Source organism: Rickettsia endosymbiont of Ceutorhynchus obstrictus (assembly GCF_964026565.1).
Taxonomy (GTDB): Bacteria; Pseudomonadota; Alphaproteobacteria; order Rickettsiales; family Rickettsiaceae; genus Rickettsia.
Genome location: NZ_OZ032162.1, coordinates 1741538 through 1762206, shown reverse-complemented (window position 1 = coordinate 1762206; position 20669 = coordinate 1741538). Strand labels below are relative to the sequence as shown.

The following is a 20669-nucleotide window of genomic DNA, read 5'->3' as shown; positions in this document are numbered from 1 at the left end:
GACTAGGTTTTGTTACAGTTACGTATAACCTTGTTTGATGGAAAAAGTGTTGTATATTTCGGTTCTGTGGGTTATAGTGATTAGCAAACCGTAGACTATGCCTGATCATCCTTTTAATATTCAAAATGATTAATCTTAAAACACTTTCTTGGTATCTTTTTAGATCATATTGCGGGTATTTTCTTACTATTTTATTCCTTTTAATCGGCATATTAATTATCTCAAATATTTTTGATCTTTTACAGAAATTTAAAAATATTTATGTTCCGTTTCACTTTTTTTGGCGATTCACGTTATATAAAATTCCTTACTTATTAAATCAAATAGCTTCCTTGATAAGCTTCACCGCTATGTTGTTTTTTCTTAAAAATTTAACGAAAAACAATGAGTTAATAGCAATTTTATCTAGCGGGATCCATATTTGGCGCATTCTGATCATACCGGCCTTTACGGCATTAATTTTAGGTATAGGGTTTACGGCTATACTAAATCCTATAGGAGCCTTAGGACTACAAAAATATGAACTGTTAGAAACAAAATTATTAAAGAAAAAAGCTACTGAAGTTACGATATCTAAATCAGGCTTATTATTTTTTGAATCTTATCAAGGCAATAATCAAATAATTCAAACTCAATCTATTAATTTGCCGGAGAAAAAGTTAAATAATATTACGATCTTATTTATTAGCGACAATAATTCGTTCCTTAAAAGAATTGATGCGAAATATGCTATAGCAAATAAGGGTAACTTAAGCTTAAAAACCGTAAAAGCTTTTACTAATGGAACCCTTAAGACCTATGATAACTTGACTATTCCGACAAATTTATCAATTGACCATTTAGCTGAAAAATTTGCCTTGCCCGAAATGGTTTCTATTTGGAGATTACCGAAGTTAATTAAACAGTTATTAAATTCCGGCGTACCGGTTATTAATTATCAAATTTACTATTATAAACAATTATTTAAGCCTATAATGATGGTTGCGACGGTTATTTTAGCAAGTTGTTTTATTAGCCTTAGGCAACGCGATAATTCTCAAGAAAAAATACTAATAATCGGTTTATTTATCGGCTTTATAGTATATTCATTATCGGAAATTTTGCTTAAAATACTTGCTTATAATAATCTTTCTCTTATTGCGGCTATTTTATTACCTAGTATGCTAGTATTCTTTATTAGTAATTTTATTATTTTACATTATAAGGAAATTTAGAAAAAACTATTGCTAGGAGGTGTTGTTGTGCGGATTAAAAACTCTACGTCATTGCGAGCGACCAAAGGCGTTGTTGCATGGCTACCGGAATCGTCATTGCGAGGAGGCACAAATGCTGGCAATGACACGGTACTAGGCAACGCCTAAAATAAAGTAAAATTTTACTTTATTTTTATTGAAACATTAGAGTAATATTTTATTCTGTAATTAAAGTTAAAACTGTGGAGAAAAAATAAATATGTTCACAAAATTTTGGGGAAGATTTTCCTCAGATATGGCTATAGACCTAGGCACGGCTAATACCATCGTATACGCAAAGGGTCGGGGCATCGTGCTTAACGAACCGTCCGTAATAGCTTTAATAAAGAAGAAAGGTTCTTTTGAGCCTTACGCCTTCGGTCATGAAGCTAAAATGATGCTAGGACGTACCCCAACCGATATTGAAGCAAAAAGACCGCTGAAAGACGGAGTTATTGCCGATTTTAAAGGTGCTGAAGAAATGATTAAGTACTTTATTAAAACAGTTCATAATCGTCGATCTTTTTTCGGTCCGATAATCGTAATATGCGTTCCTTCAGGTTCCACTCCGGTTGAGCGTAGAGCCATTCAAGAGGCAGCTGAAAGTGCAGGCGGTAGAGATGTATATTTGATTGAAGAACCTATGGCCGCCGCAATCGGGGCAGGATTGCCGGTTACGGAAGCCACCGGCTCAATGATCGTCGATATCGGAGGAGGTACGACGGAAGTAGCCGTTTTATCGCTTGGCGGCATAGTTTACGCAAGATCGGTAAGGGTAGGCGGTGATAAAATGGACGAAGCCATTATTTCCTATATTAGAAGACATTATAATTTATTAATCGGCGAAGCTACCGCAGAAAAAATAAAACAGGAAATCGGCACGGCTTACGTAGACGAAAATGTCGAGCCTAGAATGATGGAAATTAAAGGACGTGACTTAATTTACGGTATACCTAAAGAAATGGTATTGAACGAAAGACAAATTGCCGATAGTTTAGTTGAGCCGGTGAACCAAATTATTGAAGCGGTAAAGGTAGCACTAGAATGTACCCCTCCGGAATTATCTTCCGATATTGTCGATAAAGGAATTGTTTTAACGGGCGGTGGGGCGTTGCTAAGAAATCTTGATTATGTACTAAGTGAAGCCACTAAACTACCGGTGATAGTAGCAGATCAAGCTCTATCATGTGTGGCACTTGGTACCGGAAAAGTACTTGAGGATTTTGCAAAATTAAAGCATGTATTATTTAAGCAGGATTAAAGATGGCAATAATTGCGAATAGAGTAAGAACTTCGTCAAATATTTCGGAATTTATTAAATCTATAGTAATTCTTGCTAAACGTCTTCTTATTTTATTTTTTCTTACTTTATCATTATATTTGTTTATTGCCGCTCCAAAAAAAATTTCTAATATATCGCTTGAAGTAACGGGAGGTTTTTTATCGACCGGCTTAATAATTTATGAAAATATATTTGAATATATAAATTCGATATCTCAAAAATTAGTTTATTTTCAGGACTTAGCCAAAAAAAATGTCGAATTGCAGCTTGAAATTGCAAGATTACAACGTATGCAAAATAATATAGATTCTATAAGAGCCGAAAATACCGCTTTGCGGGATCTTTTAACTGTAACCAGAGAAGAAGAATTTGAATATGTAACTGCCAAATTATTAAGCGTTTCATTAAATCCTTTTTCTAAAACCGCTTTAATATTTGCCGGAAAAAATCACGGTATAGAGGTTGATCAAATTGTTACCAATGCTGAAGGACTAGTAGGGCGAATAACGGAAGTAAGTAATAATTACTCGAAAATTATGCTAATTAACGACGTTAATTCTAGGGTTCCTATCACTGCCGGCTCATCAAGAGAAAAAGGCATTTTAGCAGGTAACGGCAATAGCAGTAAAATACTCTATTTACCCGACAATCATTTAATTCAAAAAGACGAAAAAATAATAACCTCCGGACACGGTAATATTTATCCTTCCGGAATTTTAGTAGGTTATGCCGGTAAAGTAACGGAAAAAGAAGTTGTCGTTGATATGGCTGTTGATTTATCTAGAACCGAGTTTGTCCAAATATTACTACCGAAAAAATAGGGATGTCGATGTCATTTCTGCGAGGCAATGCTCGCGTGGCTCGAATTTTCGATGTCATTCCCGTGAAAACGGGAATCCAGAAAAACACTATTATAAGTCATCCTGAATTTATTTCAGGATCTACTATAAGAGATGCGCAAAACTTGTTCAGCATGACAAAAGCAAAAAAGGCTGGATTCCCGTTTTCGCGGGAATGACATAGAGTGAGTAGTATGAGTGAAGTATTTCAAGAACCCTCATTTTATTTTGAGGAGTGAGCGCCCGCAGCCTATACTTAATAGGTGAGGACGTGAATCTCCGATAAAATGAAAGAGCAATTTTTGAAAGACGAGCAGCAATATGAATAAGAATTATTTCGGTCTAATAGCCGAATATATATGTATAATTATCTATAAGTTAAAATTTTATCAAATTCTTCATCACCGCAAACGTTATTATGTCGGAGAAATTGATATTATAGCATTGCGCAATAAAGAAATTGTTTTTATTGAGGTAAAAGCTAGGAGTTCTAAAATTGACGATAGATTTCTATCTTTAATGCAACAAAAAAGAATTAAACGAGCTGCCGAACTATTTTTAAGCAATAACTCTAAATATAGCAGTTATAACGTTAGGTTTGATTTAATAATTGTTAGACCCTACAAATTGCCGATAATTATTAAAAACGCTTGGTAACTTATACGCTCGTTTTTTGAAATTAAATTAATAAAAATGGAAATTTCATATGTCACTCGCTACTAAAATAAAAAAATTTTTAAAAGAAAAATTTAAAGAATATGAATTAAGCCGTAAGGATTTTGCTAAGGAAAGTGGTGTTCCTTATACTACCGTTACTAGAATTATGAAAGCCGAAGCTGGAACCGGTCGAGAATTTAATCCCGAAATAGATACGATATTAAAAATAGCCGACTATTTTAACTGCTCTATGGATGAAGTAATAGGTAGAAAGGTCCCAACAGAAGAAGAGAATAATTAATTTTTCATTGTGTAAACTTTAAAAAACGTATCATTTACTCTTTCTATCTTAATTCCGGCAGGTACTAACGAGGTAGCTTTACTAAAGGTTTCCGTTGCAAGGTCATATTTACCTAATTTCTCTAAGAGCCTATCAGTAAATAAAAATTAAAGAATAAAGAGTAGAAAAATAGAAGAAGAAATGTTATATAAGGTAGCAAAAAAGCAAAAGAACTATGAGCTATCCAAGTGAATTACGGGATGAAGAGTGGGAAATAATAAAAGAATATTTTGCCTATAAGAAGAAAGGCAGGAAAATAAAAATAGATAGAAGATCAATAGTAAATGCAATATTTTATCAGAGCCGTACAGGGTGTCAGTGGCAATATTTACCAAAAGAATATCCAAATTATAAAATAGTTAATGAATATTATAATAAATGGAATCGTAGAGGATTATGGCAAAAGATAAATGAAGAACTGGTTTCAAGATGCCGAGAATCAATGGGGAAAAAAAGCAAATCCGAGAATTGGAATAATTGATTCGCAATCAATTAAGAATACGCAAAGAAGTGAAGTAAAAGGGTATGATGCCGGTAAAAAGATAAAAGGAATAAAGCGTCATATAGTAACAGATGCAAATGGTTTATTACTAGCTGTTAATGTACATTCAGCAAGTATACAAGATAGGGACGGTGCTAAAGAAAGCTTGCTTGTAGCAAAGAATAAATATCCATCAATTGAAAGATTTTTTGCAGATGGAGGCTATAGTGGTAATTTACAAAATTGGTGTTTTTTGAATACAAAATCATTGTTATCTGTAGTAAAGAGAAAATCAGAAAAATTTGAAATCTTACCGATTAGATGGATAGTAGAGCGTACTTTTGGTTGGTTAAATAATTTCAGAGGTAGTGTTTAAAAAACTGTGTCAAACTGAAAAAAAGTATTTAGAATAAATAAAAAATACAGATAAAAAAAGGTTTGACAATGACAGAAGAAAGAAAATTAGAAAGGATAGAGCAGCAAGTAAAAGTGCTGCCATCGATACAAAACGGAGCATTAGAAGAAATAATAAAAGGTATATATCAAGGGAAGCCATTACTTGGGAATCAAGGTTTACTTACAAACTTGGTAAAAGATTTAACCAAAGTAGCATTACAAGGAGAGATGTCTGCTCATCTTCAGGAGAATAGCTTAGAAGAAGGCGGGAACAGGCGTAATGGAATAAGCAGTAAGAGAATTCGAAGCGGTAGCGGTTCATTTGATTTAGAAGTACCAAGGGATCGCAATTCGAGTTTTGAACCGCAAATCATTAAGAAGCGTCAAACAATATTAAACGAAGAATTAGATAATAAGATATTAGCCCTTTATGGTTTAGGCACAAGCTATGATGATATTACCGCTCATTTACAGGAAATATATGGAGTAGACGTATCAACAAGTACCATTGCAGCGATAACAGATAGGTTATTACCGCAAATAACCGAGTGGCGTAATAGACCGCTTGAATCTGTTTATCCAATATTATTTTTAGATGCAATGTTTTTTAAAGCAAGGCAGGACGGTAAGGTAAGTACTAAAGTGTTATATAATGTAATGGGTATAAACGAATTTGGACATAAGGATATATTGGGGTTTTATAGCTGTGAAAGCGAAGCATCGCACTTTTGGTTATCAGTATTAAATGATTTAAAAGCAAGAGGAGTAAAGGATATTTTGATTGCCTGTGTTGATGGATTAAAGGGTTTTCCTGAGGCAATAAATGCTTGTTTTCCTGAGGCTGAAGTACAACTTTGTGTTATACATCAAATTCGTAATTCTTTAAGGTATGTAGCAAGTAAGAACCAAAAAGAATTTATGGCTGATTTAAAGACAATTTACAAAGCGGAAACAAAGGATTTAGCTGAATATAACTTGTTAAGATTGGATGAAAAATGGGGCAATAAATACCCAATGGTAATAAAATCTTGGCAACAAAATTGGGGAAATTTATCTACTTATTTTAAGTATTCTAGCGACATCAGGAGGCTAATTTATACGACTAATGTAGTGGAAGGATTCCATAGGCAGATACGAAAATATACCAAAACCAAGGGAGCTTTTACTTCAGAAAATGCTTTATTTAAGCTAGTTTTTTGTGCTATAAAACAGATAACTGCTAAATGGAGTCAGCCTCTGCAAAACTGGGCTTTGACTATATCACAACTCGATATTTTCTTCCCGGATAGACTAAATTTTAAACAGTGACTTTTTTACTATGACACAGTTAAAAAAATACTCTCATTTCAGAAGGTTAAGTAAACATTACGAACATACTGTCAAATCTGCTACTAATCAGATTTATATTGCTATGATTCGGTTAATGCTTAATAAACTGATTTGTTAACACTTATTTACTGATAGACTCTAAGGCTATGCCTTTATTATAATAAATTCTATAGTCATTAGGATTAATATCAATAGCTTTATTATAAGCTTCTAATGATAAATCATATTTACCTAGCTGCATTAAAGTAGTAGCTATACCGTGATAAGGTAAATACATTGTAGGGTCTAGCTCTATAGCTTTATTATATGATTCCAGAGCTAAGGTAAATTTACCTAGTTCTTCAAGTGCCTCACCTTTATGATAATAAATTTCAGGGTCATTAGGATTAAGTTCAATAACTTTATCGAATGCTTTTATAACCTCTTCGTTATTTTTTAAAATACTTAGAACTAAACCTTTTTGATAATATAATTCAAAATTATTAGGATCAAGTTTAATAGTTTCATCATAGGCTTCTACTGCTTGTTCATATTTTCCTAATTTATTTAAAATAGCAGCTTTTGCATATGACATAGCTTTTATGTAGGTCTCAGGAGTAGAGGAATCAGATAAAGCTACTTTTATACCTTTATCAAATATTTCAAAAGCTTCTTCATACTTGTCTAATTTGTATAAAATTAAACCTTTATTATAATAAGTTCCGTAATAATTAGGATCAATCTCGATAGCTTTGTCATAAGCCTTTAAAGCTAGATCAATTTTCCCTAGTTTATTTAATATTACACCTTTATTAACATAAGCTAAAGCATAATTAGGATCAATCTCAATAGCTTTGTCATAAGCTATTAAAGCTAAGTCGTCTTTATCTAAATCTTCTAAAATAATACCTTTATTATAATATGCAGTAGCATCAGTTGGATTAAGTTTGATAGCTTTATCAATAGTTTCTAAAGCTAAATCCCTTTTACCTAAATTATTTAAAGAATCAAATTTTACAAAATATAATCGGGAATTTTGAGGATTTAATTCAATTGCTTTATCATAAGCCTTTATAGCCTCCTCATCCTTATTTATTTTCCTTAAAGTAAGTCCTTTATAAAAATGTATAATATAATTATTCGGCTCTAGCTCTATAGCTTTATTATAAGTTTCTAAAGCTAAATCATATTTTTCGGCTTTAACTAAATTGTTAGCTTGTTCTAGGTACTCATTTGCAAATGACATAGTAGTATATATTATAAAAAAAATAGCAAATAAATATTTCGGCATTTTTAATAAAATTAGTTGTAAAACTTTAGGAAATCTAAATATTTTAATTTCGTTGTTCATGCTCAATAAGCCATTTTTTACGAGCAATGCCGCCGCCATATCCGCCGAGTTCTCCATTGCTATTGATAATGCGGTGGCAAGGGATCACGATAGCAAGTTGATTGGCACCGTTGGCGTTCGCTACGGCTCTATAGGCATTTTGTTTACCGATTGCCGTAGCCTGTTTGCCATAACTTCTTGTTTCGCCGTAAGGAATACGCATTAATTCCTGCCAAACGAGTTGTTGAAACGGGCTACCTAAAAGATGTAAGGGAGTTTTAAACTCTTTTAAACTACCTGCAAAATAAAATTTGAGTTCTGTTTTAATTGATTTCAGCGGAGCGTTGCTACCGGGGATAATAGCCGCTTTGGTTTTGATACGTAATTTTTCTATTTCGCGCTCTAACCCGCGCCTATCGACAAATTCTAAAAGATATAATGCATATTCATCGGCAATAGCAAGCATAGGACCGAGCGACGTATCTAACCGGTCGGCTTTTAGGATATTATGATGATTATTGAATTTTGTCGGTGCTGCCCCCATAATTTTAGAAAAAGCATCTCTAAAACCGCTGCTTGATTCATAGCCCATATTAAGTTGCGTATCAATTACCGCTTTTCCTTCCCGAATTTGCTTCATGGCAATCCCCATTCTTCTTGCTTGTGCATGTTCCGGCGTTGTTGCATGGCTCGAAATCCTTATAAAAAAACACCGTCATTGCGAGGAGGCATTGTTGCGTGGCTCATGATTTACCGCATTATAGTTATTACAAGTACGGTGTCATACCGAGGCCCCTCCCACTATTGTACGAACGTTGAAAAAAGGCTGTGTCATGCCGTGACTTGATCACGGCATCCAGGAAAATAAAGCCATATTAGACTTATTTTAGAATCTTTTTATGATATTATAAGCTGGATTCCGTGGTCGTAGCCACGGAATGACAGAATTTTTACCTCTTTATTTAAACGTTCGTACAGTAGTGGGCCCCTCCCGCAGTATCCAGAAAAAACCTTAGTAAAAAGACTGGATGCCATGCAACAACGCCGCATATTCCACACAGGTCATACCGAAACGTTTTTTGAATTGTCGGCTCACCGTCGAGGCATCTACGGTTAATTCTTCCTTGATAAAATATAGCTTCCATAGCAATGACGTTTGGGATCGCAATAACCTTAACAATTTCTTAGCAAACAACAACTTTTATTTCTTTTTCTTGCTGCTCTTAGTAGTTGCATTAAATCTGCCGAAATTTTTAACAAATTTTTGTAGCCCGTTAAGTTCCGTACCGTATGTTTTAGTATATTCTCGAATCACTTCGATATCTTCCTTATGAGAATCGTTAATTACTATAACTTCTTGTACTGAATTACGAGTATCGAACGTAACTTTTACTATTCTTTGCTGCTCGACTTTTGGATTAAACCAAGCCCGCTTCGACATAGTTCTCTCGATATAATACCAACTATTTGGAGAATAATCGGGTATAATCGTCGGGCTGCCGATTAATTCCGTTACTTCAGATTTATTAAGTTTTTGAGTTTCTAGGCGGGAAAGTAAAGTATTGTCTATAAATTGACCTCTGGTTTCAATGGTCTGACAACCGCTGAGCAGTAGGAAAATCAATATACCGAAAGCATGAATTATAAAAGATTTCATAAATTTAATTTGAAATACCTAGATTTTATTACCGGATTATAATATACTGCTCTGCTAATTTGACAAATACTTTTTTTTACATATCATAGATTTATTAAAGATAGGGCTAATATGGCAGTTCCAAAGAAAAAAACATCTAAATCAAGACGTAATATGCGTCGTTCTCACTTAGCGGTCGGTAAAGTTAACGTAATAGTTGACTCACAAACCGGAGAATATAAACTTCCTCACCATATATCCGCAGTTGACGGTACATATAACGGTCGTCAAGTTGTCGTGAAGAAAAAAGAAGTCGACGAAGAAGAAGTAGCATAAAGCTTATTATATATGACCTGTAAAATTATCGGTTGCGGTGGATATTTACCGGAGCGAGTAGTTAGTAACGACGAGCTGGCAAAGTATGTAGACACTAACGACGAGTGGATTAAGACAAGAACGGGTATATCGCAGCGCCATATTGCGGCAAGTGATGAATATACCTCCCACCTTGCTTTAAAAGCTGCAGAAAAAGCTATATTAGACGCTAATATAGCAGTATCCGATATAGATTTGATTATTACCTGCACTACTACGCCGGATAACAGCTTTCCCTCCGTATCTACCAAATTGCAGGGATATCTCGGTTTTACGAATAATATCCCTTCTTTTGATTTACAAGCGGTATGTGCCGGCTTTGTGTACGGGTTGCAAGTAGCAAATGCTTTTATTGATTCAGGTAAATATAAGACTATCTTGCTTATAGGAGCCGAAAAAATGACCTCTTTGCTTGACTTCCAAGATAGATCGACTTGTGTTTTATTCGGCGACGGAGCAGGGAGCGTGATATTACGGCGTAGTGAAGATAGCTCCGGTATAATAGATAGTAAAATTTACTCAAACGGTAGCTATGCCGAAATGCTTTATACGAACGGCGGCGTAAGTATGAACGGTAATAGCGGTAAAATCGTCATGCAGGGGCAAGCATTATTTCGCCATGCAGTCGAGAAAATGGGGCAATCGGTAGAGGAAATATTAAAAGACAATAACCTTACGGTGAATGATATTGATTATTTTGTTCCTCATCAAGCTAATATTAGAATTATCGATAAACTTGCTGAAGCCTTAAATTTGGAGCAAAGCAAAATAGTAAAAACGATAAAAAATCATGCTAATTGCTCAGCCGCCTCTATTCCTCTAGCTCTAAGTGAGCTAAAAGCTTCGGGAAACTTAAAAAAAGGTGATATTATTCTTTTTACTGCCATCGGTGCCGGCTTAACCTGGGGAAGCGCGTTAGTAAGGTGGTAAATTAAAGATGGCAAAAAAACTACTTTTCATTTTTGGGACTAGACCGGAAGCCATAAAAATGACGCCGTTGATTAAAAAATCTCAGAAAAATAAAAATTTTGAAACTATAGTTTGCGTAACTGCTCAACATCGTGAAATGCTTGATCAAGTTTTAAATTTTTTTGAAATTATCCCCAATTACGATCTTAATTTAATGCTACCTAATCAAGATTTATCTGACTTAACTAGTAACGCTATAAATAAACTCAAATCAGTAATTACAGAGGTAAAACCGGATTTAATCCTAGTGCAAGGTGACACTACTACGGCATTTATCGGAGCGCTTTCGGCTTTTTATCATAAAGTACCGGTTGCTCATATTGAGGCGGGTCTTAGAAGCGGTGATAAATTTTCCCCTTATCCTGAAGAAATGTATAGAACTCTTACCGCCGACTTGGCCGAGTATCATTTTGTACCGACCGGAAATTCTAAACTTAATTTGCAAAAAGAAAATATTAAAAATAATATATATGTTACCGGTAGTACCGTAATAGACGCTTTACTACTGGGTTTAGGCTTAATTAAAAATAGCGGCGAAGAAAAATATTATGATTATTTTAGGTTTTTAGATTTTAGCAAAAAAATTATCCTTATTACTATGCATAGAAGGGAAAGTTTTGGGAAGCCGCTAGAAAATATTTGTGTTGCCTTAGAATTATTAGCGGCAAAATACCGAGATGTGCAGTTTGTTTATCCGGTACACCCTAACCCCAATGTGGAGAATATAGTCAATAATAGACTCGCTAATATCAAAAATATTTTTCTTATTTATCCCCTTGATTATTCTTTTATGATTTGGTTAATGGAGAAAGCCTATATCATTATTACCGATTCGGGCGGTTTGCAAGAAGAAGCTCCGACTCTCGGCAAACCGCTTTTGGTTACTCGTGATGTAACCGAAAGGATGGAAGGAGTAACGGCTGGTACCGCTAAATTAGTCGGGACGAATATAGAAAATATTTTGAACGAAACAACAAAATTGTTAGATAATAACGATTATTATAAGACAATGGCGGAAACACACAACCCCTATGGGGACGGTAAAGCGACTGAATATATAATGAAAATTTTGACAAAAGAGTTGAGTATTAATGAAAGTATAAACTTAAATACGTAACAATAAATGCAGATACAAAATTTAAAAATTATACTAAAACGAATATTACTGAAATATTTAAAAGTATTATTTGTACACTGTTATTATATTTTTTACCGATATGCAAAATACGCTCATGCATTTATTAAAAAAATACTTAAAATATTTATCCATACTTATCCCAATATCTATGAGCATATCTCACTTTATTCAAATGATCTAAAAATACATATTATAGATAAAGATTATTCAGTCAATGATCAATTCCCGAAATACACTATTATTACTCCGGTGCTAAATGAAGAAAATAATATTATTGAAGTATTAAAATCTATTGAAGAACAAAGTTTAAAACCAGATCAAGTTATTATTGTTGATGGAGGTTCTTCCGATCAAACAGTAAAAAAAATAAATTTATATAAAGAATCATCTAAGTTAGATATTTTGTTATTATTCTCATCCGAACAAAATATCGGTCATCAAAGAAATATGGCAATAGATCATTCCCGAAATAATTTATTAATGAATGTTGATGCAGGAACTTATTTAAATAAAAACTATGCTGCTAATACTATAGGACCATTTTATAAATACAAAGATTTAGATTTAGTAAGTGGTGTACACTATCCTAAACATAAATATACTTGGTCCGTTTATTTATCGCCGGTTAAGCATTTTGAATTTCGCGTAGAACCTTATGGCGCCTGTTTAGTGTATAAAAAAGACATAGCATTAAAAATTGGAAAATATCCGGAATATCTAACATATGCCGGAGAAGATACGTTATTTTGCTATAAATATAAAAAAGAATCTAAAACTTGGGTCTTTAATAAGAAAGCTTTTCTATTATGGGAACATCCAACAACGTTAGAAGCCACGAAAAAGAAATTATTTAATTATATGATTGCTAATTTTGAATTAGGATTATGGCCATATTTCTATTCTAGTTATATTCTTGAGCCAAATATAAACTTGGGTTGGCAATGGAATATATTAAAAAAGAATTATAAGAAATTTTTGCAAAAACAAGCAGAAATTGAAATAACTAAAAGAAATATTAAAGGTTTATGCTTTATCCTTTCCGGTACGAGCATTGATAATTTAAATAAAGGAAAAGATAACAGGGAAAAAGTTTTAAAATTTATTGAAAATAATTATAAAACTTTTTTTATCAACTTTAACACTATATCTTCTACAATCACTGCTAAAAATACCGTGAAAAGAAACGCATTATTCTTTAATACTGATCATACATTACTAGAATTGCTTTATTATAAATATTTTTCAATAGCTGATTTTGAAGCTAGGTATAAGAAATTTTTACAAAATTCTTTATTTATTATCCAATGCCTGGATAAAACTATATGTAAGGATGTTTTTGCTTTAAAAAAGCATTTTAATAACATATTAATTATATATGAATATGTTGATAACAATCATATAAAAAGCTTAGAGCATAATTATCTTATCCAGAACTCGGATTGGATTATTATAGATCAAAAAAATAAATATTCTTTTGATAAAAAAACAGACCCAAATAAATTAATAATAGTGAATAGTCCTGAAGAAAAAGTAAAGAAATTACTTGAGTTGACTAGACTTACTCAAAATTGAAGCCTATAAGTAACTTCTTATTCGGATTAAATTTATGAAACGTTACCTTTTTTATATAATAACTCTGATAACCGTTATTACGGTTGGGTTAGGGTTTTATAAATTAAATAATAAGTCAACCAAACCAACTTTAAGAGTAAAAGCAATAAATTTTGACGCAGAAAATCAAAATGATGCCAATCCATTTTTAACAAAAATACTTGAAGAAAATTATAATTTGAAATTTGTAAATAAGAATGAAGATGTATTGCTAAACGGTTGCTTAAGTAGAGAACCGATTACAAAAAATCCTAAAGTAATTAAAATATATTATACTTCTGAACTATATACAGGAAGTGTACAAGATCAATTACAAACTCAAGATTTAGTATTAGGATTTGATTATATAGATCAACCTAATTATATAAGATTCCCTTTTTCTTATCATCGCCATAAGGAAAGAATGCGACATGACTATGATAGAAAACGAGGAGAATGTAACCCTTCCGAAAAAAAATATTTTGCATGTTTTCTAGCTAGTAATGACGGCGAATGGCTACCTACATTTGATGGAGCGAGAGAGCGTGCTAAGTTATTTCATAGACTATCTTTATATAAAAAAGTTTTAAGCGGCGGAAAGCTTTTAAATAATATAGGAGAAAGAGTGTCGTTTGAGCAAGAAAAAACAGAAGATTGGTTATCACAATGTAAATTCACTATAGCTTATGAAAATCAATATTATCCGGGATACATTACCGAAAAAGCTTTTCAAGCTTGGTTCGCAGGCTCTATACCGATATATAACGCAGATAGAAGTGTTCTAGAAGATATAAATAGTAAAGCGGTTATTTTTGGCGGAGATTTTTCTACGCAAGATGAATTAGTAGACTATATTAAAAAAGTAGATAATGATGATGAACTATATTGTAGTATTTGGAATCAGAGAATTTTAGTTAATCCGGAAAAAGATTATGAAGTACTAATAGATAAAGTTCGCAAAAAAATAAATGAAATTTTTGAAACAAAATTTAATAAAAAAATTTAGATATTAAGAATCTAACGCTTTTATAATACCGCGTAGCGTTTGAACTTCTGCGCGGGATAATTTATCTATACGAGTGAAAATATTAGTAATATTTTGTTGCATCATTAAGGTTTTTTCCGGAACTTTAAAAAAGTTTTTCTTACCTAGCTCATTAAATAAATGTTCTAAGAAATAATTAAGTTCTCCTCTAGTTGCAAGTTTTTGAGTATTACAAATAGATATATTACCATCATAAGGCTTATTACGAAATAACTCATAACATATTATAATAACCGCCTGGGCAATATTTAAAGAGCTAAACTCACTTGTATTAATAGTAATAATTTTATGAGCAAGAGAAACCTCCTCATTACTCAGTCCGTTATTTTCTCGTCCGAACATTATTCCCACTTTCTGCGCTAATGGATAGCTTAACGATAAATCTTGTGAGAATACATAATTTTTATTCATGGTGCGTTTTGTACAAGTTGTAGCGTAGAGATACTCAATATCTTTAATGCTTTCTTCTAGAGTATCATAAATTTTTGCGTTATCTATAACGTTAACCGCACCGACGGCAGTGCTTCTTGCTTGCTCATTCGGCCAGCCGTCTCGTGGGTTAACTATTCTTAGCTCGTCTACACCAAAATTTTTCATTGCTCTCGCCGTAGCTCCGATATTCTCTCCCATTTGAGGACAGACTAAGATTATTATAGGTTTAGAAAATTTATTTTCTTCGGTCATCTTATAGTCTAAATTTTTATTACAAGAGCAGTATAGGCAATTGCAACGGCATCGGCTTCGTCGGCACTAGTAATTAAATAAGTGCCGGGCAGGAGCAGTTTAATCATATGTAGAATTTGATGTTTCTGAGCATGCCCGTAACCCGTTACCGTTTTTTTTACCGTATTAGGTTTAAATTCTCGAAAATCAATATTATATCTGCCGATAAGTGCCATAATAGCACCCCTTGCATAGCCGAGTTTTAAAGATGTTAAATTATTCATATTAACAAAAGTTTCTTCAAGGGCTACCGCGTTTGGTTTATGTTCTAATATTACTTTTTCTAAACAAGTAGTAATAAAAGCAAGTCTTATATGCAGGGCATCTTTGCTATTTGTTTTTATCACGCCGCTATTTATATATGTTAGCTTTGTCGCTTCTTTACGAACCACTCCCCAGCCGAGGTTAGTAAGAGCCGGATCGATACCGAGTATAATCATAATTTTTAGTTTCTAAGTTAAAAGAGGTATTTCACGTTGATAATCAAAACGTTTCCGATGTCATTCTCACTTTCTTAGGGCGTTGTTGCATGGCTCAAAAAGTAATAAAAATCCGTCATGGCGAAGCCGCGAAGTGGCTGTGGCCATCCAGGCTATCCCGAATTACATTCGGGATTTAATTAGAATACTAAACAAGTTTAGTATAAAAATATGTTTATACTTAGATGGCCACGGCACCAAGAGGCGCCTCGCCATAACGATTCCGGTAGCCATGCAACAACGCCCCGTTTTCACGGGAATGACATAGAGACGGCTTTTACCCTATCTATACGACAATATTGGTTAATGGTGACTACTAACCTGCAGCACTTTAAATAATGTTCCCATTTGCTTAGGTGAGATTAATTTATCCACTTGCCGCTCTATTATAGCTGCGTGGTTAGGAGTAATTTTATCCTGCAATATTTTACTACGCAATAAAATACCGTTTTGAGTTAGGAAATCCCGTTGCGACATTGTTTCGGATATATTTAAACCGGTATTTTTTGCTACTGCTTTTAAGGCGTAAAAATCAACATGCGCCGAAAGATCAGCTGACCCTAAACTCTCAAGAAGCGGATAATATTTATGATTTTTTATAGCTTGAATAGTTGCGTTATATTGATTTCTAGTTCTCTGATTTGGATTTATATCATAACCGTAATCTATAACCAAGCAGCTACCGCTGAATTTTTTTAGATGATTGCTAATAAATTGCATAATTTTTATAGATTCGTAAGATTCTTCTATTATTGCGCCGTCATTTGCTTCTAAGTGGGTTTGTAACAAATAATCTTGTAAGTTTTTATTAACGGCAATTTTATCAAATTTAATTTTATTATCTATCGGTTCTATAACGAGTACCGACTCATACCATAATTCTTTAACTTTAATATATTGTTTTACCGGCATGGTATCAAAGAACTCATTAGCTATGATTATAGAAGGGATTTTTACTATATCTTCTATAGTTGTATAATGATTAATCGGTAAATTAATATCTTGTAAATTTGTTTGCTGATGAGCAATAAAATTGGGGTTAATTTCAATGAATTCTATCGTCAGAGCTTGATAAAATTCCGGTACTAACTTTGCCGTTCGTAGTAAATCACGCATTAATAGTCCTCTACCAGGACCGAGTTCAATTAAACTAATTCTTGAAGGGCAACCAATTTTCTGCCATTCTTTTATACACCATAAGCCTATAATTTCACCGAATAACTGCGAAATTTCAGGAGCGGTTATAAAATCTCCCTCGATACCTAAAATATCCTTATGTTGATAGTAAGAAGACGGGTTCAAGGAAAGCGCCTCACGCATTAATTGATCGCAGCTAATATAGCCGCTTTGCTTAATAAGCTGTCTTATTCTAAAGTTGATCGACATTACTTTTACTATTTCCGGGGTTATTTCCGCGCAGGCGCATGGGTGTTAATTTAAGAGATCGTCATTGCGAGCGACTGGAAGCTTTGTTGCCGGAATGACATCGAGGTTTACATTGATTGCGACTTTTAAATTGCCCTATGAAAATGGACGTATATTACGCCCAATCTATTAATACGAATATAATAGCATATTGCATTACCGCAGCAAATATTGCGGCTACTATATCGTCCAGCATAACACCGGTAGCACCGTGAATATTGCGGTCAAGCCAATTAATCGGCCATGGTTTTATTATATCAAAAATGCGAAATAGACAAAACGGTAAAATAAAAAGTACAATTAAATTAATTTTTAAAGGACTTAAATATTTTATTATGTTTGATTCGTTGACAAATACTACCGAGAAAAAACAAAGGGTTAAAGTTAACATTTGCCCGACTACTTCGTCTATTACTACCTCTTGCGGGTCTTCTCGTCCTGTATATTCTATATATATTTTAGTAAAATAACAGCCTAGTATTAATAATATCACCCATATACCGAAAGTTATTATAAATAAGGTTATAAGCTGTGCTTCACCAAGGGTAAGTGCAGGAAATGAAAAGATGATTTTACTAGTAATAATAAAATACATAACGGCGTAACATAGCGGAAAAGCCGCCAGAGAGCCGAAAGTACCCGGGCAGTATTTTATTTTGCCTATATAAAAAAAAGTTGCAAAAAACTCTGCTATTTGTTTTTTAGTAAACATTTCTTTCTCTATTGATATTTAATCTTAACTCGTTATATAATGGTTATATAATAACTTTTTATAACTCTAATAGAAAATTAATATAATGGGAATGAGTTTTAGCCACCTTCTAATAATTTTATTGATTATTTTTGTATTATTCGGTGCTGGTAAATTACCGCAGGTTATGGCAGATTTAGCCAAAGGCCTTAAAGCCTTTAAAGACGGTATGAAGGATAAAGATAAGGATGATTTGTAGAATTTAGGGAAGAAAACAGCGTTTCTACACAATAAACCTTATGATGTTATGCTTGCAAAGGCATTGTTGCATGGATAAGTTAAAGCGTGTTCGATGTCATTCTCGCTAGGCATTGTTGCGTGGATACTCAAACCGTCATGGCGAGGCGCCTTTTGGCGCCGTGGCCATCCAGTTAAACATATTTTTATACTAAACTTATTTAGTATTCTAATCAAATCCCTCATTATATTCGGGATAGCCTGGATGGCCACAGCCACTTCGTGGCTTCGCCATGACGGATTTTTATTAATTTCCTATCCACGCAACAATGCTTCCTAGCAATGACGGTGTTTTTGCAACGCTTGTGTTTCACGCAAACATTGCTCTTGCAAGAATGCTTTTGAATACTTAACGAAAGCCATGCCCTAAAAAATAGAATTATTGCCTTGGGCAGCCACAACTCGTTTTACCTTTATTTTTCTCGGCAGAATCCTCAAGCTTTTTCCCGCCTGCTTGCATATCTTTTCCCATACCTTGCATGGTATTGCAGGCGCTGGTTAAAAAGGCTACTGCTATTAATGTAAAAGTAATAAGTGTTGAACGCATAATTATTTGCCTTAATTTAAGTTTTGAAATTTAAGTTTTATAAGGGGAATTTTATTAAGCAAATAAAAATTTGTCAATAGACTTCTTCCGAAACTCTACTTCTAGGGGTAATTTGTACGTCGCACCTAGGCTCGAATCCTCACGTTACTTGCGTGTATGCTGCGGTTCTGCGCTCCGTGTCTCCTTCAAATTCCTCCCTATAAGCGAGTTTGAAAAGAAGTCTAATCTAAAAAATTATTCTAATTTTGAATCGGCAGAGTATTTAACGGCATAATTTAAAATTATAACGCCAAATAAAGCAGATAGCAAAGAGGCTATTATTACGGCTATTCTCATAGCATTAGAAGGGCAACCCGATTCAAAAGTTATACTACCGATAAATAAGCTTAAAGTAAAACCGATGCCGCCGAGAATTGCTATGGCATAGAATTTTAACCATGACGTATCTTTTGGTAAAGCACAAAATTTTAACCGAATAAACGGATATGAAAATAGCATAATACCTAATTGTTTCCCGATAAATAACCCGAATATTACTCCAAAGGTTACGTTAGAACATACGCTCTTAAACGAAAAATGTTTTAAAACGATACCGGAATTCATAAACACAAATAGAGGTAAAATAAAATAATTTACAAAAGGACGTATTAATTCTTCTAATTTTTTAAAAGAACTATTAATAACGTTACCCGTGTTAACAGGGATAAAGAGGGCGATAATAGCACCGCATAATGTGCCGTGAATACCGGCCTCAACCATGCTAATCCATAACAATAATCCTATTGCCATATAATAAAGGGTTTTTTGTACTTGATAATAGTTAAGTATCGATAAAATAACTATAATTCCTAAGGAAGCGCATAAGGCCACCATATAGATTGTTTTAGTATAAAATAAAGCAAGTATAATTAAAGCAAAAGCATCGTCAATTAGCGAGAAACCGATAATAAAAGCTCGAAGTTCTAAAGAAGTATAACGATGAAAAAAAGATAAAATACCGAGTACAAAAGCTGTATCGGTTGCTATCGGAATAGCCCAGCCTTTTAACGTTGATTGATCAAAATTAAAATATACGTAAATTAATGCCGGTGCTACTACTCCCCCTAAAGCTGCTGCACTCGGTAATATTAATTTCTTCTTGTTTTTATATTCTCCTTCTACTAAGTGAAATTTCATCTCCAAACCGATTAATAAAAAGAAAAATGTCATGAAACCGTCATTAATCAATTCTATAAAAGTGGTTTGCAGGCTTAAATTCCCTACCGATAAGAATATATTGCTATAGACAAATGCAACATAATATTTATTTAAAAAACTGTTATTGCTAATGACGAGTGCCAAGGCAAATGTTATAATGAGTAATATACCGGCAAAACTACCGGATTTAATTAATTCTCTTAATTTGTTGTTTATAGACATATTTATTATCGGTAATCTTTGTTAGTTTAGATAATATTTTAAGTTTATTGAAAAAGTCAAAGCTACTATGCTTTTATAATCATATTTTATATAATGGTGAGATAATTTTAATTATCTATATAGTAATCCTCATTATTTAGATTAATAAAGTATTATTGTCAAAGTATATAGGGTTTCTTGTAGAGAAGGATGCTTTATATTACAGTTTAATTTACCATAAAACAGGCTATTTCATGCTAGCAGAACAACAAACCGAGTGGATTATAAACAACAATCTTGTAAATAAAGGTTGGCATATAGATAATAGTAATAAAAAAAATGTTTATTTTCAAAAGCCGAAACTAGAAACAGAACGAAAAAAATTAAACAGAAAAAAACCGGATTATATACTATATATAAAGTAATACGGATATACCGATTGCAATTATTGAAGCGAAAAAAGGCGGAATAGACTTAAAATTAGCATTAGA

The 20669-nt window shown here is 33.2% G+C and carries 30 protein-coding genes and 1 pseudogene; 18 read left to right on the top strand and 13 right to left on the bottom strand.

Features of this window, described 5'->3' with window-relative positions; genetic code table 11:
- Positions 1-125: 125 nt before the first annotated feature.
- The 9 genes from AAGD64_RS10120 to AAGD64_RS10080 all read left to right on the top strand — a co-directional run bounded on the left by AAGD64_RS10120 (position 126) and on the right by AAGD64_RS10080 (position 6535).
- Entirely contained in the window at positions 126-1214 is a 1089-nt protein-coding gene (locus tag AAGD64_RS10120; RefSeq protein WP_341793335.1) for an LptF/LptG family permease, read from the top strand.
- A 238-nt stretch (positions 1215-1452) separates the two neighbouring features.
- On the top strand, positions 1453-2493 hold the full coding sequence (locus tag AAGD64_RS10115; protein ID WP_253308312.1) for a rod shape-determining protein: 1041 nt from the start codon (positions 1453-1455) through the stop codon (positions 2491-2493).
- A gap of 2 nt (positions 2494-2495) precedes the next feature.
- On the top strand, positions 2496-3335 hold the full coding sequence (mreC, locus tag AAGD64_RS10110) for a rod shape-determining protein MreC (protein ID WP_341793334.1): 840 nt from the start codon (positions 2496-2498) through the stop codon (positions 3333-3335).
- Between the two features lie 35 nt (positions 3336-3370).
- Entirely contained in the window at positions 3371-3532 is a 162-nt protein-coding gene (locus AAGD64_RS10105; protein ID WP_341793333.1) for a hypothetical protein, read from the top strand.
- A gap of 142 nt (positions 3533-3674) precedes the next feature.
- Positions 3675-4010 (top strand): YraN family protein, encoded by a 336-nt coding sequence (locus tag AAGD64_RS10100; RefSeq protein WP_253308314.1) that lies wholly within the window; start codon positions 3675-3677, stop codon positions 4008-4010.
- A 49-nt stretch (positions 4011-4059) separates the two neighbouring features.
- A complete protein-coding gene (locus AAGD64_RS10095) occupies positions 4060-4311 on the top strand; it encodes a helix-turn-helix transcriptional regulator (RefSeq protein WP_253308315.1) in 252 nt (83 codons plus the stop codon).
- 214 nt (positions 4312-4525) lie between these two features.
- On the top strand, positions 4526-4831 hold the full coding sequence (locus AAGD64_RS10090; RefSeq protein ID WP_341792942.1) for a transposase: 306 nt from the start codon (positions 4526-4528) through the stop codon (positions 4829-4831).
- Positions 4761-5207, top strand: a complete 447-nt coding sequence (locus AAGD64_RS10085; protein WP_341793332.1) for a transposase — start codon at positions 4761-4763, stop codon at positions 5205-5207. The genes AAGD64_RS10090 and AAGD64_RS10085 overlap by 71 nt, the downstream gene beginning before the upstream one ends.
- A 68-nt stretch (positions 5208-5275) precedes the next feature.
- The gene (locus AAGD64_RS10080; RefSeq protein WP_341793331.1) at positions 5276-6535 is read left to right on the top strand and encodes an IS256 family transposase; all 1260 of its coding nucleotides are present in this window, start codon (positions 5276-5278) and stop codon (positions 6533-6535) included.
- A gap of 142 nt (positions 6536-6677) precedes the next feature.
- On the opposite strand, the gene AAGD64_RS10075 is transcribed toward AAGD64_RS10080, so the two are convergent.
- Together AAGD64_RS10075 and AAGD64_RS10070 are read right to left on the bottom strand one after the other, a co-directional pair.
- On the bottom strand, positions 6678-7886 hold the full coding sequence (locus AAGD64_RS10075) for a tetratricopeptide repeat protein (RefSeq protein WP_341793330.1): 1209 nt from the start codon (positions 7884-7886) through the stop codon (positions 6678-6680).
- Positions 7870-8409 (bottom strand): methylated-DNA--[protein]-cysteine S-methyltransferase, encoded by a 540-nt coding sequence (locus AAGD64_RS10070; protein WP_341794204.1) that lies wholly within the window; start codon positions 8407-8409, stop codon positions 7870-7872. Before AAGD64_RS10070 ends, AAGD64_RS10075 begins: the two co-directional genes overlap by 17 nt.
- A gap of 141 nt (positions 8410-8550) precedes the next feature.
- Between AAGD64_RS10070 and AAGD64_RS10065 the strand changes: the two genes are divergently transcribed.
- A complete protein-coding gene (locus tag AAGD64_RS10065) occupies positions 8551-8712 on the top strand; it encodes a hypothetical protein (protein ID WP_341793329.1) in 162 nt (53 codons plus the stop codon).
- Positions 8713-8762: 50 nt separating this feature from the next.
- Here the strand turns inward: AAGD64_RS10065 and AAGD64_RS10060 are convergent, their stop codons facing one another.
- From AAGD64_RS10060 to AAGD64_RS10050, 3 genes are read right to left on the bottom strand one after another with little or no spacing between them, the layout of a single operon-like run.
- Positions 8763-8900 (bottom strand): hypothetical protein, encoded by a 138-nt coding sequence (locus AAGD64_RS10060; protein WP_341793328.1) that lies wholly within the window; start codon positions 8898-8900, stop codon positions 8763-8765.
- On the bottom strand, positions 8878-9060 hold the full coding sequence (locus AAGD64_RS10055) for a hypothetical protein (RefSeq protein WP_341793327.1): 183 nt from the start codon (positions 9058-9060) through the stop codon (positions 8878-8880). The genes AAGD64_RS10060 and AAGD64_RS10055 overlap by 23 nt, the downstream gene beginning before the upstream one ends.
- Positions 9061-9066: 6 nt before the next feature.
- Complete coding sequence (locus AAGD64_RS10050; protein WP_341793326.1) at positions 9067-9522, bottom strand: outer membrane protein assembly factor BamE; 456 nt, start codon at positions 9520-9522, stop codon at positions 9067-9069.
- Between the two features lie 111 nt (positions 9523-9633).
- Here AAGD64_RS10050 and rpmF point away from each other — a divergent pair, with 111 nt between their 5' ends.
- Genes rpmF through AAGD64_RS10025 form a run of 5 tightly spaced genes read left to right on the top strand, consistent with a single transcriptional unit; the run spans position 9634 to position 14579 of the window.
- The gene (rpmF, locus tag AAGD64_RS10045; RefSeq protein ID WP_253308318.1) at positions 9634-9837 is read left to right on the top strand and encodes a 50S ribosomal protein L32; all 204 of its coding nucleotides are present in this window, start codon (positions 9634-9636) and stop codon (positions 9835-9837) included.
- A 12-nt stretch (positions 9838-9849) separates the two neighbouring features.
- The gene (locus AAGD64_RS10040; protein ID WP_253308319.1) at positions 9850-10806 is read left to right on the top strand and encodes a beta-ketoacyl-ACP synthase III; all 957 of its coding nucleotides are present in this window, start codon (positions 9850-9852) and stop codon (positions 10804-10806) included.
- A 7-nt stretch (positions 10807-10813) separates the two neighbouring features.
- The gene (gene wecB, locus AAGD64_RS10035) at positions 10814-11962 is read left to right on the top strand and encodes a non-hydrolyzing UDP-N-acetylglucosamine 2-epimerase (protein ID WP_341793325.1); all 1149 of its coding nucleotides are present in this window, start codon (positions 10814-10816) and stop codon (positions 11960-11962) included.
- 6 nt (positions 11963-11968) lie between these two features.
- On the top strand, positions 11969-13555 hold the full coding sequence (locus AAGD64_RS10030; RefSeq protein ID WP_341793324.1) for a glycosyltransferase family A protein: 1587 nt from the start codon (positions 11969-11971) through the stop codon (positions 13553-13555).
- Positions 13556-13589: 34 nt separating this feature from the next.
- Positions 13590-14579 carry a glycosyltransferase family 10 domain-containing protein gene (locus AAGD64_RS10025; protein WP_341793323.1) on the top strand — a complete coding sequence of 330 codons (990 nt, stop codon included), beginning with the start codon at positions 13590-13592 and terminating at the stop codon, positions 14577-14579.
- Positions 14580-14582: 3 nt separating this feature from the next.
- On the opposite strand, the gene AAGD64_RS10020 is transcribed toward AAGD64_RS10025, so the two are convergent.
- On the bottom strand, positions 14583-15302 hold the full coding sequence (locus AAGD64_RS10020) for an RNA methyltransferase (protein ID WP_341793322.1): 720 nt from the start codon (positions 15300-15302) through the stop codon (positions 14583-14585).
- A gap of 8 nt (positions 15303-15310) precedes the next feature.
- The gene (gene ruvC, locus AAGD64_RS10015) at positions 15311-15781 is read right to left on the bottom strand and encodes a crossover junction endodeoxyribonuclease RuvC (protein ID WP_253308324.1); all 471 of its coding nucleotides are present in this window, start codon (positions 15779-15781) and stop codon (positions 15311-15313) included.
- A gap of 85 nt (positions 15782-15866) precedes the next feature.
- Between ruvC and AAGD64_RS10010 the strand changes: the two genes are divergently transcribed.
- A complete protein-coding gene (locus tag AAGD64_RS10010; protein ID WP_341793321.1) occupies positions 15867-16088 on the top strand; it encodes a hypothetical protein in 222 nt (73 codons plus the stop codon).
- 35 nt (positions 16089-16123) lie between these two features.
- On the opposite strand, the gene AAGD64_RS10005 is transcribed toward AAGD64_RS10010, so the two are convergent.
- Both AAGD64_RS10005 and AAGD64_RS10000 read right to left on the bottom strand, forming a co-directional pair.
- On the bottom strand, positions 16124-17206 hold the full coding sequence (locus AAGD64_RS10005) for a class I SAM-dependent methyltransferase (RefSeq protein WP_341793320.1): 1083 nt from the start codon (positions 17204-17206) through the stop codon (positions 16124-16126).
- Between the two features lie 154 nt (positions 17207-17360).
- Complete coding sequence (locus tag AAGD64_RS10000) at positions 17361-17957, bottom strand: phosphatidylglycerophosphatase A (protein ID WP_253308326.1); 597 nt, start codon at positions 17955-17957, stop codon at positions 17361-17363.
- 85 nt (positions 17958-18042) lie between these two features.
- Here AAGD64_RS10000 and tatA point away from each other — a divergent pair, with 85 nt between their 5' ends.
- On the top strand, positions 18043-18195 hold the full coding sequence (tatA, locus tag AAGD64_RS09995; protein WP_341793319.1) for a twin-arginine translocase TatA/TatE family subunit: 153 nt from the start codon (positions 18043-18045) through the stop codon (positions 18193-18195).
- Between the two features lie 38 nt (positions 18196-18233).
- On the opposite strand, the gene AAGD64_RS09990 is transcribed toward tatA, so the two are convergent.
- The 4 genes and pseudogenes from AAGD64_RS09990 to nhaA form a co-directional block, all read right to left on the bottom strand.
- A complete protein-coding gene (locus AAGD64_RS09990) occupies positions 18234-18452 on the bottom strand; it encodes a hypothetical protein (RefSeq protein ID WP_341793318.1) in 219 nt (72 codons plus the stop codon).
- A gap of 160 nt (positions 18453-18612) precedes the next feature.
- The gene (locus AAGD64_RS09985) at positions 18613-18780 is read right to left on the bottom strand and encodes an entericidin A/B family lipoprotein (RefSeq protein ID WP_253308328.1); all 168 of its coding nucleotides are present in this window, start codon (positions 18778-18780) and stop codon (positions 18613-18615) included.
- Between the two features lie 72 nt (positions 18781-18852).
- Positions 18853-19003 (bottom strand): annotated as a pseudogene (locus AAGD64_RS09980) (palindromic element RPE1 domain-containing protein); the annotation flags it as partial.
- Positions 19004-19014: 11 nt separating this feature from the next.
- Complete coding sequence (gene nhaA / locus AAGD64_RS09975) at positions 19015-20199, bottom strand: Na+/H+ antiporter NhaA (RefSeq protein WP_341793317.1); 1185 nt, start codon at positions 20197-20199, stop codon at positions 19015-19017.
- 155 nt (positions 20200-20354) lie between these two features.
- On the opposite strand from nhaA, the gene AAGD64_RS09970 reads away from it, so the two are divergent.
- Positions 20355-20603, top strand: coding sequence for a hypothetical protein (locus AAGD64_RS09970; RefSeq protein WP_341793316.1), 249 nt, complete (start codon positions 20355-20357; stop codon positions 20601-20603).
- The last annotated feature ends 66 nt before the right edge of the window (positions 20604-20669 follow it).